At 56.7% G+C, this 16,246-nt stretch carries 11 protein-coding genes; 7 read left to right on the top strand and 4 right to left on the bottom strand.

Annotated features, from left to right (window positions below):
• Nucleotides 1–92 precede the first annotated feature (92 nt).
• Both RYZ27_RS03730 and RYZ27_RS03735 read left to right on the top strand, forming a co-directional pair.
• Nucleotides 93–1,817, top strand: coding sequence for a cation:proton antiporter (locus RYZ27_RS03730; protein ID WP_406681019.1), 1,725 nt, complete (start codon nt 93–95; stop codon nt 1,815–1,817).
• Between the two features lie 50 nt (nt 1,818–1,867).
• Nucleotides 1,868–2,980 (top strand): AI-2E family transporter, encoded by a 1,113-nt coding sequence (locus tag RYZ27_RS03735; protein ID WP_406681020.1) that lies wholly within the window; start codon nt 1,868–1,870, stop codon nt 2,978–2,980.
• A gap of 190 nt (nt 2,981–3,170) precedes the next feature.
• On the opposite strand, the gene RYZ27_RS03740 is transcribed toward RYZ27_RS03735, so the two are convergent.
• Complete coding sequence (locus RYZ27_RS03740; RefSeq protein WP_406681021.1) at nt 3,171–7,907, bottom strand: NAD-glutamate dehydrogenase; 4,737 nt, start codon at nt 7,905–7,907, stop codon at nt 3,171–3,173.
• Between the two features lie 220 nt (nt 7,908–8,127).
• On the opposite strand from RYZ27_RS03740, the gene RYZ27_RS03745 reads away from it, so the two are divergent.
• Genes RYZ27_RS03745 through mtgA form a run of 3 tightly spaced genes read left to right on the top strand, consistent with a single transcriptional unit; the run spans nt 8,128 to nt 10,603 of the window.
• Nucleotides 8,128–8,802 (top strand): glutathione S-transferase family protein, encoded by a 675-nt coding sequence (locus RYZ27_RS03745; protein WP_406681022.1) that lies wholly within the window; start codon nt 8,128–8,130, stop codon nt 8,800–8,802.
• Between the two features lie 11 nt (nt 8,803–8,813).
• Entirely contained in the window at nt 8,814–9,926 is a 1,113-nt protein-coding gene (gene queG, locus RYZ27_RS03750; RefSeq protein WP_406681023.1) for a tRNA epoxyqueuosine(34) reductase QueG, read from the top strand.
• Nucleotides 9,902–10,603, top strand: a complete 702-nt coding sequence (gene mtgA / locus RYZ27_RS03755) for a monofunctional biosynthetic peptidoglycan transglycosylase (protein ID WP_406681024.1) — start codon at nt 9,902–9,904, stop codon at nt 10,601–10,603. The genes queG and mtgA overlap by 25 nt, the downstream gene beginning before the upstream one ends.
• On the opposite strand, the gene RYZ27_RS03760 is transcribed toward mtgA, so the two are convergent.
• Nucleotides 10,600–12,120, bottom strand: a complete 1,521-nt coding sequence (locus tag RYZ27_RS03760; protein WP_406681025.1) for an AarF/UbiB family protein — start codon at nt 12,118–12,120, stop codon at nt 10,600–10,602. The genes mtgA and RYZ27_RS03760 overlap by 4 nt on opposite strands.
• A gap of 3 nt (nt 12,121–12,123) precedes the next feature.
• Nucleotides 12,124–12,900, bottom strand: coding sequence for a class I SAM-dependent methyltransferase (locus tag RYZ27_RS03765; RefSeq protein ID WP_406681026.1), 777 nt, complete (start codon nt 12,898–12,900; stop codon nt 12,124–12,126).
• Nucleotides 12,901–13,006: 106 nt separating this feature from the next.
• Here RYZ27_RS03765 and RYZ27_RS03770 point away from each other — a divergent pair, with 106 nt between their 5' ends.
• Together RYZ27_RS03770 and RYZ27_RS03775 are read left to right on the top strand one after the other, a co-directional pair.
• A complete protein-coding gene (locus RYZ27_RS03770) occupies nt 13,007–13,897 on the top strand; it encodes an RnfABCDGE type electron transport complex subunit D (RefSeq protein ID WP_406681027.1) in 891 nt (296 codons plus the stop codon).
• Nucleotides 13,839–15,245 (top strand): DUF2330 domain-containing protein, encoded by a 1,407-nt coding sequence (locus RYZ27_RS03775; RefSeq protein WP_406681028.1) that lies wholly within the window; start codon nt 13,839–13,841, stop codon nt 15,243–15,245. Before RYZ27_RS03770 ends, RYZ27_RS03775 begins: the two co-directional genes overlap by 59 nt.
• Nucleotides 15,246–15,248: 3 nt before the next feature.
• On the opposite strand, the gene mutM is transcribed toward RYZ27_RS03775, so the two are convergent.
• On the bottom strand, nt 15,249–16,094 hold the full coding sequence (mutM, locus tag RYZ27_RS03780; RefSeq protein WP_406681029.1) for a bifunctional DNA-formamidopyrimidine glycosylase/DNA-(apurinic or apyrimidinic site) lyase: 846 nt from the start codon (nt 16,092–16,094) through the stop codon (nt 15,249–15,251).
• Nucleotides 16,095–16,246 lie beyond the last annotated feature (152 nt).

Raw genomic sequence — 16,246 nt, forward strand, 5'->3', positions numbered from 1 at the left:
GTCAGTGGCAACAGAGTGCATTATGGGAAGATACCCCATTGCGCGAAGCGGCGATGACGCGTCTATACTGCCCTAATAGTGTGGAGGACGTGATGGCAGTTCAAGCAGATGGCGTAGCGGTCAAAGACGCGATGGTCTTCCTGTTTGCAGCAGGGGTGATCGTGCCCGTGCTGAAACAATTGCGTGTGCCGGCTGTCGTCGGGTTCGTCCTGGCGGGGATTGCGCTGGGGCCATTCGGCTTGGCAGTATTTAGCGATGCGGTGCCCTGGCTTGGCTACTTTACTATGACGGACCCTGCGGCGGCTGCGCCATTTGCCGAACTCGGGGTATTGTTCCTGCTCTTCCTGTTGGGGCTTGAGCTGTCCTTTGAAAAGCTCTGGGCGCTGCGCCGTGTGGTGTTTGGTACGGGCCTTATGCAGGCAACAGTCAGCGCGATCATTATTGGTCTGATTGCCTGGTCTCTGGGGCTAAGCCCGATTGCAGCCACTGTGGTGGGCCTGGCGCTGGCCCTATCCTCCACAGCGATTGTTATGCAGCTGCTCATCGATCAGCGGAAGGTTGCGACCCCGGTGGGGCAGACGTCTCTGGGAGTCTTGTTGATGCAGGACGTTCTGGTCGCGCCAATCCTGATTTTTGTGGGTTTCGCTGTGGCCGAGAGTTCAGGGCCATTGCTGCCGACGATTGGAAACGCCTTGGTTCAGGGGCTTGTTGCGGTCGCGATCATTGTCCTGATCGGGCGTTATGTACTGGCCCGTGTGTTCCGCCTTGCCGCGAATACCGGTGGGCGTGATTTCCTGATGGCGATCACGCTTTTTACTATCGTCGGAGCTGCTGTCCTGACCTATTCGGCGGGCCTATCGCTGGCGCTGGGTGCATTCATGGCCGGACTACTGCTAGGCGAGACGGAGTTCCGTCATCAGACCGAGGTGGATCTTGAGCCGTTTAAGGGCCTGCTGCTCGGTCTGTTCTTTATGACTGTGGGCATGGGACTGAACCTCGCCGCTGTCTGGGACATGTGGCAGGAGGTGTTGATAGGCTTGGCAGCCCTGATTGTGGTCAAGACGGTGGTAGCTTTCGTAGCCAGTCGAATTTTTGCCGGAGGAACGCCGCTATCGCTCCGCGCTGCTTTTCTGCTCGCGCCTGCGGGTGAGTTTGCCTTTGTGATCATGGCGGCGGCTGCGGCAGGCGGCCTCTTCCTGCCTGAGCAAGTCACCCTGATTTCAGCGATTGCGGGTCTATCCATGATCTTGATCCCTGGCATGAGTTGGCTTGGAGGCGTTGTTGCCTCTGTCTTTGAAGGCGATGATCGTTCGCACCTGCAGCCGCAGGATTTGTCGGGTCTGAAAGGGCATGTGGTGATCGCGGGCTATGGCCGCGTTGGCGGGGCGATTGCCGATATCCTGCAGGCGGAAACAGTTGAAATGGTGATTCTGGAGCAAGATGCCAATCGCGCCTCGCGTGGGCAGGCAGAAGGGCGAACGGTTTTCTTTGGGGATGCGTCGCGGCCTGAGATTCTTGATCTGATCGGGGCACAGGAAGCTGCGCTGTTTTTGGTTACAATCGATGACCCTCAAGCTGCAACCTCGATCGTGAAGACCATTCGGGATAAGCGGCCTGAGGCATCCATCCTGACCCGTGCTCAGGATCTCGACCATGCTGAACTCTTGCGGGTCTCTGGCGCCAGTTTTGTGATCCCGGATGCGATTGAGGCGGGTTTGCAAATGGCAGGACGAGCCTTGTCCGAGTTTGGTTATGACAATGAGACAGTTCGTGATCGCCTGGCTGCCGAACGGGATCGGGAATACCGCCGCGCTTGACACTCCTGCGCTTGCCGGGAAAGGTCGCCGATGTGGAGGAAGGGGCTCATATGACGGTAAGATCGGGCATATCTGCGATCTGGATTATTGCGACCGGGGTGATCATTGCACTGCTCTATCTTGGGCGGACAATTCTTGCCCCTTTTGCTTTGGCAGTCTTCCTCTTCCTCGTTATCGAAGGCTTCGCCAGAGCAATCGATGAGCGTTCTGATCTTCTGAAGCGAGGATGGTCGCGTGCGATGGCGATTCTTCTCGTTCTGGGGGGATTCATTGGGTTCATTGTGCTCCTCGCGCGTGGCGTGGCCCAGTTTGGTGGCCAATCGGCGGAGTATGAGCGGAAGATCAATCAGCTGATCAGTGATGGGTATGCATTGTTCCATCTGGGGGACGCGCCAACGCTCACGGAGTTGGTATTTAACGAAACTGGGCAGCGGTTCTTTGGAACGATTGCCAATGCCACAAGCAGCCTGACCAGCGATCTGGTCCTGATCCTGATTTATGTAGCCTTCCTGTTTCTGGCGCAGTCAGCTTGGCCGAGTAAACTCAACCGAATTTTCCCGGACACCGAGAAGCGTGAGCAGGTGCGTCATGTTGGCGATGCAGCGCGCAAGGGGATCGAGACCTATTTGTGGACCCAAACCGTGATCAGCGCCCTGATTACGGGGCTGACCTATGTTACGCTGATGGCTTTAGGGGTTGAGAATGTTTTGTTTCTGTCCGCCCTGATCTTCATTTTGAATTATATCCCGACGATTGGGTCGATCGTCGCCGCGCTCGTGCCACCACTATTTGCTTTGGTTCAGCCTGAAATTCCGGCTTGGGTTCCCGGCGTCGACCCACAAGATGGATATATCTTCGCGGGCCTCGTTTTTCTGGGAGTCAGTTTCTGGCAGTTCACCATTGGAAACTTTGTCCAACCCCGGATTATGGGGGATACGCTAAACCTGTCTGCGCTGGTGGTTTTATTGGCGCTTGCAATCTGGGGAGCGATCTGGGGTATCCCTGGAATGTTCCTGTCTGCGCCATTGACCGTCTTAATGATGATTTTATTTGCACAATCGGACTCAACCCGGTGGATTGCGATCCTGTTATCGGCTAACGGAGAGCCACAAACACAAAAAGAGCCCGAGGACTCTGCAAGTTTAGATAATAATGTGTTATAGTTTAGCAGTGAAATCTGACTTTAGGGCTTGGCGAGTCGTATAAGTTTTTCATATAGCTTTGATAGCAGGTAAGTATGTTACCATAGTGATCTGGCCTCCGCGTGCGTCCCCCCACCCAGCCTGCGGATGAGGCCAGTAGGGCCCATCGGACATGTCCCCGTTCGATGGGTCCGCCTTTTAGGGGGCTATTTTACATCTGCGAAATGTCGGTCATGAAGTTGCGGACCGCGTCTCCAGCCAGCGCAAATTGTGCGAAGCCAGGGCGACCTGAAACGAAAGTCTTGATCGTTCCAACCAGAGCTTTGCGGGTATCGGCATGCGTTAAGAGCCAGTGTTCAACACTTTCGGCCATCAAGGCAGAGCGCGTCGCCTCGCTTTGCTGATATTCCATATCCCGGACCAGACGGCGTGTCGCCAGCCGATCCCAATAGGGCATGCCGGAAACCGTATCGGTTGCTATAACGCGCAGCTTGTCCAGTGACAGCGCATCGCCAACGGTCTGGAATGCGGTAAAGACATCACCAGGATCAAGGCTAAGGTCAGAGGCCATTTGCGATAGCCTTGGTGCTTGCGCAACGAGGCCTGCATTCACGATGGCTGCCGCGAGGTCTTTCGTAACGCCGCCTTTGGCAAGTGCTGTAACGGTTTTATCATAGCGCGCCCGCTTGAAGGGTTTCAGGCATCCAGGCAGTTGATAGGTGATTGCATTCACTGTCGTGTTCAGGCTGGTGATCGTGTCATTGATCGATTCCACCCCGGCGTTTTGCAACAGGGATTGAGTCAGGCCCTCCACCGCTGTGGCGAGCTTGGCCTGTAGCGCGATTTGCTGCTCGGCAGGGGCTTGATTGTCCAGCGCGTTGATTTGAGCCTGTAGTGGGCGAACCTCGATTAGGGCGGAGGCCGCCTCAAAAGCTTTGACCAAAAGGGCTGACGGTGCTTCGGTTTGCTCCAGTAAGCGCAAGAAGAAGACCGGGCCTGCCATGTCAATAATCCGGTTGGCCAGAACAGTCGCGATGATCTCGCGCTTCAGGCGGTGAGCCTGCATAGCGTCGGCATATGTATGCAACGCGGTCGGGAAGTAGCCCTGCAGGGTTGCCTCAAAATACGGATCATCCGGCGTGGTTGACTCAACCAGATCATCAAACAGGACAATTTTGGTCCATGCCATCAGGACTGCGATTTCCGGGCGTGTCAGAGGTTTGCTGGTCTCTTTGCGCAGCTGCATCTGAGCTGTGTCCGGCAACCCTTCTACGACGCGATCGAGAACACCGCGCTCTTCCAGCCGGACCATCAAACGCTCAAGCGCATCATGATCTTGCATGGCGGTCGCTTCACTCAGGCTCAGCGCACCAGTTTGGGCATAGTTATGTGCGAGCACATAGTCCGCCACATCATCTGTCATACTGGCCAGAAGGGTGTTGCGTTCCCCGCGTGGCAGGTCGCCGCGACGCATCGCTTCAGTGCAGAGGATCTTGATGTTGACCTCGTGGTCGGAACTGTCGACGCCAGCGGAGTTATCGATCGCGTCTGTGTTCAGGCGCACGCCATGTTGTGCGGCTTCAATACGCCCGGCCTGGGTTAGGCCGAGATTAGCCCCTTCGCCGACCACTTTGGCTTTGAGGTCGCGGCCATTGATGCGGAGAATATCGTTTGCCCGATCGCCCGCGTTCGAGTGAGTTTCGCTCGCCGCTTTGATATAGGTGCCGATCCCGCCGAACCAGAGCAGTTCGACTTGGCTCTTTAGGAGGGCATGGATCAACTCATCAGGGGTGACACTGTCCGCTTTCAGGCCGGTCAGGGACTTGATTTGAGGCGTGAGTTCGATGGATTTTGCAGAGCGGTCAAAGATGCCGCCACCTTCGGAGATCAGCGTCTGATCATAGTCCATCCAGCTGGAACGGGGCAGGTCAAAGATACGCTGGCGCTCTGTCCATAGCCGTTCCGGGTCCTGCGGATCTGGATCGATGAAGATATGCATGTGGTTAAAGGCGGCTTGCAGGCGGATATGCCTGGACAGAAGCATCCCGTTCCCGAAAACATCCCCGCTCATGTCGCCACAACCAATCACGGTGAACGGTTCGGACTGTATGTCTTTACCGATTTCCCGGAAATGGCGTTTGACCGCTTCCCAGCCACCACGTGCGGTGATGCCCATTTTCTTATGGTCATACCCGGCTGATCCGCCGGACGCGAACGCATCACCCAGCCAGAAGCCACAGCCTTCGCTGATTTCATTGGCGATGTCAGAGAAGGTCGCGGTGCCTTTGTCAGCGGCAACAACCAGATAGGGGTCTTCTCCATCCCAGATAATCGTATCTTTGGGATGTTGGACATCGCCATCGATCAGATTGTCCGTTACGCTGAGCAGGCTGGTGATAAACTGGCGATAGGCCGTAATCCCTGCTTCACGGATGGCTTCCCGGCTACCATTGGTCGGCAATTGTTTCGGGAAGAAACCGCCTTTTGAACCAACGGGGACAATCACTGCGTTCTTGACCTGCTGGGCTTTGACGAGGCCGAGGACTTCGGTGCGGAAATCGTCACGGCGGTCTGACCAGCGCAGGCCACCACGCGCCACCGCACCAAACCGACAATGGACCCCGTCAACCAGTGGCGAAGACATGAAAATCTCACGGTAGGGTTTCGGGTTTGGCAAGTCTTCCAGTTCACGGCTGGCAATCTTGAGCGCAATATAGGGCAATGGTGCGCCAGACGTGTCTGTCTGATAGTAGCTGGTACGCTGTATTGCCGGGATAAGATCCGCAAGACGGCGCAGAACACGGTCATGGTCGAGAGCACGAACGGTATTCAAGCTTTCTTCAATGTCTGCTCTGAGCTGCGTCACAGCTGCGGCGCGATCCTCCATATTTAGCTCACTTGGAGCAAAGCGTGTGTGGAATAAATCGACTAATTGGCGGGTTACTACCGGATAAGTATTCAGGGCCTCGATCTGGGTCTGGCGGGCTGGATCAAGGCCAGACTGATGGCGGTAGGAGCACAAGGCGCGGACCAGCGCGGCTTCACGCCATTTTAAGCCGGCATTGAAGATCAGAGCGTTGAAGCCGTCATTCTCGGCGAGGCCAGACCAGACAGAGACAAACGTGTTTTCAAACGCTGCTTTCACCTCTTCCAGATTAATTGGCTTGCCATCCAGCCGCCGCATCGAAAGGTCGTGTATCCAATAAGTGTCCGGGGCGCTCGGCACAGGTTTGCGCTGAGGTTTTACAGGGTATCCGGTCTCAAACGCTACAAACAAACCCATCCGCTCAAACACCGGAACACAATCAGACAGGGCAATCGAGCCATTGCGGGCGTAGATTTTGGCGCGGATATCCCCGGCACTATCGGTGTCCAGTCTGAAAGCACGCAGCTGGACCGGTGCTTTCTCACTCAAAATAGCAAGATAAGCGACATCCTGCATGGCTTCTTCAGGGTCAAACGTCTCGCGATAAGCCGCGTTGAATGCGCCACTGAAGAGGGAGGCGAGTGAGCCAGCCTGATTATCAAGCTGACTCTCGACAATCGCTGTTCTGAACCGCTCATTCCAGGTGCGAGAGACAGATGCCAGCTCTGCCTCAACCGCTTTCAGATCAGGTTCAGGGGCATCGCTTGGCAGGGCAATCTCGAACAGGACCCGTACCATGGCGCTGCCATCGAAGCTCGGCTCGAACCGCACCATGCGCCCATGCCAGGCTTCTTCAAGCGTATGAGCAACCTTCTCACGAAGGGCTGTGTCATAGGCCTCTCTCGGCACAAAGACTGTGGCACTGATGAAACGCCCAAACCGGTCCGGGCGCACAAATAGCTTTACCTTTGGGCGACCGATCAAGCTGAGCGCCCCGAGCATGATGGGCGCGAGGCGTTCGCTCTTGGTCTGGAACAGCTCGTCGCGCGGCCAGCCTTCCATGATGTTCATGAGGGCTTTTTCGTTATGTGTGCCCTCCAGAGCGCCAGAGCTCTCAATCACCCGGGCAACCCGCTTACGAATGAGAGGAACTTTGGTCACGGACTGGTTGTAAGCTTCAGCCGTATAAAGCCCTAAATAGCGTGTCTCGCCGATGACCCGGCCTTCAAGATCGAACGACTTCACGCCGATATAATCACAGATGACCCGGCGGTGGACGCGGCTCTGAATCGTGGCCTTGGCCAGAACCAGAGGTTCAGGTTCGGACAAGAATTCACCAATATCCCGATTGATCACCAACGGTTCGGCCCCGCGATTGAGCACATTGCGATTCTCATCGCGCAACAGACCAAGGTTCGAGCCTTCGACCATGTCTGGCTCATCGGGCAGCAGATTACCCTCATCATCGCGATGGAATGTATAGTCCCGCACCCCCAGGAAGACGAAGTGTTCCTGCCCCAGCCATTCCAGGAAGGCGATGGCTTCATCGCGCTGGTGGTCGATGATGTGCGGGCACTCGCGCAATTGTTCGACCGACTTCATCATTCGGGTGCGCATGGCGTGATAGTCTGAGGTTGCCATGATGACATCGGTCAGCGTGGCCTCAACCTCGGCCTTCAGAGCAGTTTGTTCTGACTCCGTCAGCTGTGGCAGGTGAATCTGGATCAGAGAGCGTCTGGAGCCTTTCTCTGCGCCAAGAATAGGGTGGAAAAGGGTGCGCACGTCCAGCGAGAGATCGCTACAGGCTCCAAGAAGCGAATCGACCAGGAAGGGGCGATCCGGGCCAGTAACCTCAAGCAAGAGGTTGCCTAAAGGGCGCCCCTGATCGCCAGTCGCGGGCCGCATGCGAACGCTCGCGGTTTCGCAGGTTCTGGCCCAGTCAAGGAAATCGCTCGCTAGTGCCGTGATATCGGCATCCTCAAAGGACTGGCCGTGCTCGAGCTCAGCCTCCAACTTCATTTGATCGACCATGGATTTTAGCAAATCACCAGAGGTCAGGGATGTAGTGGGCGCATCAGCCATAGGACACCTATTGTCACAAAATAGACATTGATACTTAGGCTAATTGCCCCCCGCCCTCAATCGGCGATTACGTGATGACTTTAGCACAACTGTTGACTACGCTGTCAGATGCTGGAGGTCTGCACAAAATCCCTTTTGTGAAAGGATTGGCTAAGGCTTTTAAGGTTTTATCCACCCTCATGACACCGGCGGATTCGCTTTTCCTTTGGGGAGTGGAAAGATGAAACGGCTCTGGTACTGGCCGATTGATCCGCTCGCCCGGACAGTCCGCCTCGCCCTTGGAGAGAAGGGGTGGGGTGTGGAAGCTATTGTCATAACACCATGGGTCGCCGATCTCGAATTATCTGCACTCGCACCGGGGGCGAGCCAGCCGGCTCTGCTCGACACTGATGCTGAAACGCGTGTGTCCTGTGTCGGGACGATGGCGATTTGTGAATATCTTGAAGAGGCGCAATCCAGTCCGCGTCTGTTACCGTTCCCGCCTGCAGAGCGGGCTGAGGCCCGTCGTCTCTGGCAATGGGCCGAGGAAAGCTTTGCCGGGATCAATAACACTTTGTTGGCAGAACGCGTAAACCAGTGGGTACGGCGCGATAGTGCCCCTGATAGTCAGGCCATGCGTCAGGGCGCTCACGCGTTGAAGAACCGATTGACCTTTCTAGACGCCTTGGCTGGGGAACGGGCCTATCTTGCCGGGCGGAACCTATCGTTCGCTGACCTCAGTGTTGCCGCGCATCTGTCCGCCTATGACTATTTCGGGGATGTCCTGTGGGAGGCTGTGCCAGACCTCAAGGCCTGGTACGGGCGGATGAAATCACGCCCATCCTTCCGGCCCTTGCTGGAGGACAGGGTTGGCAGCGCAAAGCCAGCGCGTCACTATGCGGATCTGGATTTTTAGGTCGTTTTCCCTTGGAAGATTTTGTCAAAACCACTGCTCTGGACCTCGGGTTCGATGCTTGCCGGATATGCCGTGCGGATGAGCCATGGCAGGCTGGCGAACGGCTGGTAGCCTTTGTTGAGGCCGGGCGACATGGCTCCATGGAATGGATGGAAACGACGCTGGAGCGGCGCAAGGCTCCAACCTCGATGTGGGCTGAGGCCAAGTCTGCGGTGGTTGTGGGGCTGAATTACGGGCCTGACCATGACCCAATGACCATGCTCGCGCGTACCGATGAGGGAAACATTTCCGTCTATGCGCGGGGTAAAGACTATCATGATCTTCTGAAAAAACGGCTCAAAGCGCTGGCACGGGCCTTTGTGACGCAAACGCAGGCGCAGGTGAAAGTCTTTGTCGATACAGCGCCCCTGATGGAAAAGCCCCTAGCGGCAAAGGCGGGTGTCGGCTGGCAGGGAAAACATACCAATCTCGTTTCGCGTGACCTTGGCTCATGGCTGTTTCTGGGGGTGATGCTGACCGATGCAGAGCTAGAGGCTGATGCGCCTGAGATTGATCATTGCGGGTCTTGTCGGGCTTGTCTTGATGTCTGCCCGACCAAGGCATTTCCTGCGCCCTATCAACTCGATGCCAAACGCTGCATCTCCTATCTGACAATTGAACACAAAGCCCCCATCCCGCATGAGTTCCGTGAAGCGATGGGGAACCGGATTTATGGCTGTGATGATTGTCTGGCGGTTTGCCCATGGAACAAGTTTGCCGAGGTTGCGTCTGAGAGCGCTTTCTGGGCACGGGCGGAGCTGAAAGGGCCGGGATTGGATGAGCTGTCTGCGCTGGATGATGCCGCGTTTCGGGAACTGTTTTCAGGATCGCCCATCAAACGGATTGGGCGGGATAGGTTCTTGCGAAATGTTCTGATCGCGATCGGAAATTCGGCAAATCATGGGCTTATCGAACAGAGTGTCATTCCACACCTTGCTGACCCAAACCCTGTCGTTCGCGGCGCAGCCATATGGGCACTCTCCCGCCTTGATTCCGCCTGTTTTGATGTGGAAAAGGCGGCGCGATTGGATCATGAAACCGACGAGGATGTGCAGGCGGAATGGCAAAGCAAACCCGGGGCATAGGTGGCTGGCTTTGGTTGGGGGTGAAATTCCTCGCAGGGTTCTTCGTGACCGTCCATGTCTATGCATTGTTACTCTTCTTTGTCCCGGTTCCGGGCACCGCGAACATGGCGATCCGCGCTGTTGAGGGACATGAAGTTCAGCGCAGTTGGACAAGGATTGAAGACATCTCACCGCATCTCGTACGCGCTGTGATCGCTGCTGAAGATGCAGGCTTTTGTAAGCATCAGGGCGTGAGCCTGAATGCTATTCAGGAAGCGCTGGAAGAGCGCCGCGAAACGGGACGTGTCAGAGGTGGATCAACCATCACCCAGCAAACCGCCAAGAATGTTTTCTTCTGGAATGGGGGTGGCCTGCCGCGCAAAGGTGGGGAGGCCTGGATGGCGGTGTTCATCGATGGCTTCTGGGGCAAGAAACGGGTGATGGAAGTCTACCTGAACATCGCTGAATGGGGCGATGGGCTGTTCGGTGCAGAAGCGGCAGCGCAGGCACGGTTTGGCAAGTCTGCAGCGGATTTAACCGCGCGTGAAGCGGCCTTACTGGCCGCGGTTTTGCCGAGCCCCAATCGCTATCGTCTGGATCCACCGGGACCTTTTGTCAGGAAACAGGCAGGCACCTATCAGACGCGTATGCGTGTGGTGCAATCAGACGGATTGGATGCCTGCGTTCTGGGTGACTAGCTATAGACGATCAGGGTGACGAGCGCCCCAATCCCGAGGAAGAATCCAAACCAGCCCCACCATGGCGCAAACCGCTCGCGGGGGGGAATAGGCGGTATTGTCGGCGTTAGGCTTTCCTCATAACGGTCCATGATTTCAGGCAGGCGTTTGAGGCGATCCGTAACCTCTTTGACGTTCTGAAACAGCAGTTTACCAGCCCCAGCCGGACCGAGATTCTGGGTGATCCAGTCTTTGACGATCGGCTCTGCGGCAGCCCAGATGTCATGATTGGGGTCAATGCTGCGGGCAACGCCTTCGACCTGCACCATCGTCTTTTGCAGTAGGACCAGTTCCGGGCGCATATGCATCCCGAAAGTATGTGTGAAATCAAGCAATTGCAGGAGCAATCTTCCCATAGAGACTTCACTGGCATCCTTGCCGTGAATAGGCTCCCCAACACTGCGTAGAGCCTGCGCAAAGTCGCCAACCGATTTGTCCGCGGGGACGTATCCGGCCTCGAAGTGAACCTCGGCGACGCGGTAATAATCGCGCTTGAGGAAGCCCCAGAGGATTTCGGCGAGGAAGCGGCGTTCATTCAATCCTATCCGTCCGATTAGGCCGAAATCGACCAGACCGATTTGTCCCTCGGGGGTCAGGATCATGTTGCCTTCATGCATATCAGCATGGAAAACGCCGTGATGAATAGCGTGACTTAAGAAGCCTCTGGTCACGGTGTTGGCGAGGGCCTCGCGGGTGACATAGGGGACATCAAAAGTATCTGCAGAGGTCATGGGCAGGCCATCAACCCAGTCTGTCGTCAGAACTCTCTTCCCCGTGCGGGTCCAATCGACTTTCGGCACTTGAAAGTGGCCGTCTTTCAGGCTCATGGCGCGCATTTCGTCAGCCCCGCCAGCCTCAAGCCGCAGGTCGAGTTCTTTCATCATGCTGGCCGCGACAGTCTGCGTGAACTTCACCGGTTCCATCCGGCGGCTCTCAACATTGACGCGCTCGACGGTGCGGGCGGCGCGGCCCATGGCACGCAACTCATTTGAGATCAGAGTTTCAACGCCGGGACGCAGGATTTTGACGGCTTTTGTGCCTTCCGGGGTTTCCAGCTTGTGGACCTGCGCCAGCGATGCCGCAGCGACCGGGTCGGATAGATCGGGGAAAAGACGGGGGGCGTCTTCCTCGCCAAACTCCTCGTTCAGGGCCTTGCGTGCGTCCTCCATGCTGAAGGGGGGCAGCTTGTCTTTCAGGCGGGAGAGATCGGTTGTGGTTTCGACCCCGAAGACATCGGGCCGGGTCGCGATGAATTGGCCCAGTTTGATATAGGCAGGACCTAGCTTTTCCAGCGCGGTGGCGAGGCGCTCTCCCTGACGGCCTTTCGTCCTGCCGCCAAACAGGCGCAGCGTTTTGCCCGCAAGCTTTGCTGGGAAAGGCAGGCGAGAATGGTATTCCCCCGGCAGGATCACATCGTGACGCGCCAGCGCCGTTCCGGCACGCAACAGGCGAGCATAATCAGCGAGCGCTTTAAACATGATCTAGATTGCCCATCCGAAGTGCAGCGCGGCAATTCCGCCTGAAAAATTGGTGACCGTGACATTGGAGAAACCCGTGCCTTCGACTTCAGCCTTAAACGTCTCCTGATCCGGGAACTGGCGGATCGATTCCACGAGATATTGATAGCTGTCACGGTCGCCCGTAACGATTTCGCCGACCTTTGGAATGACATTGAAACTGTAAGTGTCATAGGCTTTCTGGAGCAGGGGCGCAGTCATTTCTGTGAACTCCAGAACCGCGAGACGACCACCGGGTTTCAGAACGCGCTTGAACTCGCGCAGGCCGGCCACACGGTCAGCAAAGTTGCGAATACCGAAACTGATGGTCAGGGCATCGAAGCTGCGATCGGGATAGGGCAAGGCTGTACCATCGGCGCAGACCCAGTTGAGACGCTCGCCCCATTCAGCCGTGTCTGGGCGCGCCTTACCGGCTTCCAACATGGCATCATTGATGTCGCAGACGATGGCCGTGGCTTTCCGCGTGTCGCCGCGTCTTTGCCCCGCGGCATCGGCGCGGCGCAGGAAAGAACGGGCCAACTCGCCCGTACCACCAGCAACATCGAGATGCGCCTCGCCCGGTTGTGGGTTGAGGCGGGTCATCGTGTCATGCTTCCACAGACGGTGAATGCCTACGGACATGAAATCATTCATCACGTCATACTTGGACGCGACCGACCGGAACACGCCTTTGACGCGGTCCACCTTTTCATCGGGCGTGACGGTTTCGAAGCCGAAAGAGACTGTGTCTTGTGCACTCATGTCGGCCATTTAAACGGGCAAGGGTTAAAGAGCCATAGCCCTGTGTGTCGCGGGTGTGTCAAAACTCGCCCAATTTTGCCCGCATTTGAGGCGCACGTCTTTAGATATGGGAGTGAGGAATCAAGCGGTTGCAGCGTTCAAGGCTGTGAACAGGGATGCCAGACATTGGCAGATCTTGGCGCTGTCGGGCTTGTTCTCAATCTCTTTTCTGACCAGCGATTTTGGCGCAAAGCCAGTGAACTTGGCGATGGCGATCTTTGGCGCGATGACGGCCCAACTGGCCGGAGCCGTGATCACCAAATCCAAGTTTCAATGGAAGTCGGCGCTGATCACGTCTTTGTCCCTGTCCATCCTACTCAGGGCGACGGCGCCTTGGCTATGGTTTGTGGCGGGCCTAGTCGGTGTGGGCCTGAAGTTTGCGGTTCGGCTGAACGGCAAGCATGTGTTCAACCCAGCCTGTATTGGTATTGTCGCGGTGATGCTGGTCTTCGGACGTGAGGCCTGGGTTTCGCCGGGGCAGTGGGGGCAGGCGCCTCTGCTGGCCGGATATGCACTGGCGCTTGCGGCGTTGGTTCTATCAAGTGCCAAGCGGCTGGACATCGCGCTCGGCTTTCTTGGCACATATGCGGCGATCATGGTCGCGCGGGCATTGTGGCTGGGTGATCCCCTGACCATTCCAATGCATCATTTAAGCTCTGGTGCGCTGCTGGTCTTTGCCTTCTTTATGATTACGGACCCGCGCTCAACCCCGGATCGTCGGATCGGCCGGATCATCTTTGCCGCTTGTGTTGCGGCTCTGGCAGCCTGGTTTGTGATCGGACCGAATGTTCGCGGCGCGCCTTTGATGGCGCTCGCGATTTTGGCAATTCTAACCCCGATTCTGGATCGCGTGTTCCCGGCACGACGGTTCGAATGGACCCCAACTGAGGAGACTCAAAATGGCCCTGAAACGGCTACTCTCGGCGTGCGCGCTCGGCCTCGCTTCCTTCGCGCTTAGTGCGCCTGTCGCATCGGCGTTTTGCGGCTTTTATGTCGCCAAAGCCGATACCGATCTGTTCAATGATGCCTCAAAAGTCGTGCTGGTGCGTGATGATGAACGCACAGTGATCACGATGGCGTCCGACTATCGCGGTGAGGCGAGTGAGTTCGCCATGGTTGTGCCCGTGGTGGATATTCCAGAACGCGAACAAATTAATGTCGCCAACCCGGCTCTGGTCGATCATCTCGATGAATATACCGCGCCGCGTCTGGTCGAATACTATGATGAAAACCCGTGTGATCGCGTCATGTATGAGCGCATGGCCATGACCGAAGCACCACAGCCAGCCCCAATGATGGGGGGCGCGGTTGATGAAGCCGAAGACCTCGGCGTTACTATTGAGGCCGAATACGAGGTTGGCGAATATGACATCCTGATCCTGTCGGCTGAGGAGAGCGATGGTCTGATCACATGGCTCAACGGCAATGGCTATCGCATTCCTGATGGCGCGGAAGAAGTCGTTGGCGCTTACCTGAAGCGTGGAATGAAATTCTTTGTCGCCAAGGTGAATCTGGAGCGTCATGACGGCTCGGCTATGCTGCGTCCAATTCAGGTCGCTTATGAGGATGAGGATTTCATGTTGCCCATCCGCCTTGGCACCGTGAATGCCGAGGGCAAACAGGAGCTGTTCGTCTTTGCGATTACACGTAAGGGCCGGGTGGAGACGCTGAACTACCAAACGGTCAAACTGCCTTCCAATATGGATGTGCCGATCTTCGTCAAAGACGAGTTTGGTGAGTTCTATAAAGCCATGTTCGAGCACCAGACTGAGAAGCGCGGCGGCAAGGCCGTGTTCATGGAATATGCCTGGGACATGAGCTGGTGCGATCCGTGTGCGGCGAACCCGCTTTCGGCCTCGCAGCTCCGCGAACTGGGCGTCATGTGGCTGGATGAAGGTGGGGCAGGTGACATACAGCCGATGCCGCGCCCAATGCCGGGCCGAATCAGACCGGGGCCACAGCCCGTCGACGCTTTCGTGACGCGCCTGCATGTGCGCTATGATGGTAAGACTTTCCCGGAAGACTTGATGTTTCAGGTGACGGGTGACCGCGAGAATTATCAGGGCCGCTATGTCCTGCGCCATCCTTGGCGGGGTGATTATGGTCAGTGTGAAGCCGCTGGCGAATATGCCGAAGGTTTGGTGGAGCGCTGGGACGCTGAAGCCAAGACCCTGCGCGAGCTGACCGGTTGGGAGCTTGAAGAGATCAAGACCAAGATGGCCGATGGTGGCTATTCAGCCGCTGCGGTCGGTGTCACGCCGAAAAAAGAGAAAAAGAAGTGGTGGCAGCGCCTTTGGGGCAATTAGGCCCTAACGTTGGCATGCGCCACAATAAAAACTGGAGCGGCCCGATTGAACCAGACGTTTGATCGGGCCCTTGCATTGCGGGCAGGCTTCCCCTTCGCGGTCATAGACGGCAAAGGCTTTCTGGAAATAGCCAAGCTCTCCACTGGCGCTGGCAAAGTCCGAGATTGAAGAACCGCCCGCTTCAATCGCCTCAGCGATGACCGCATTGATGGCCGGGGCAAGACGCGTAGCGCGAGCGCCGGGAATAGTGCTGGCCTTGCGGCGGGGGCTGATCCCGGAGCGATAGAGGGCTTCACAGACATAGATATTGCCAAGCCCGGCAATGATGGACTGGTCGAGCAGGGTGGCCTTGATCGGGGCTTGTTTGCCCGCCAGTGCCTCACTGAGATAATCGGCATTGAAATGGTTGGACAGTGGCTCTGGTCCGAGGTGCTTGATGCGCGGATAATTGGCCAGATCTTCGGTTGGCCATAGTTCCATGAAGCCAAATCGGCGGGGATCATTGTAAGTGACCGTCGCCCCGCCACCCATGTGGAAGATGACGTGATCATGGGCCGGATTGGTACCCGGGTCATGGTGGAAGTCTGCGGTCGCCTGCGTATTCACAGTATAGCGCCCGGACATGCCCAGGTGCATGATCAGCGCTTCGCCTGTGTCGAGTTCAGTGACCAGAAACTTCGCGCGCCGCCCCATCGCAGTAATGGTCGCGCCCTCAATACGTTCCCTGAAACGCTCTGGAAACGGAAACCGCAAGTCCGGGCGATTGACGGCCAGCCGCTCGATCACGCGGCCTTCCATAGCGGGGCTCAGACCCCGTCGGACAGTTTCAACTTCGGGCAGTTCAGGCATGGGTTTGAGGTATGGGGCTTTTAGGGCTGGAACAAGAGCTCATTAATGTCATTAGTGGCTAACCTTTTCGCTTTTGGCCTTAAAGGAGACAAAACAAAGTTGGCGAGTTTGCCTTATCGACACGCCAGGCAAACCATTCTGTGATCACTCAT

This window comes from Hyphomonas sp. FCG-A18 (assembly GCF_045287255.1).
Classification (GTDB): Bacteria; Pseudomonadota; Alphaproteobacteria; order Caulobacterales; family Hyphomonadaceae; genus Henriciella.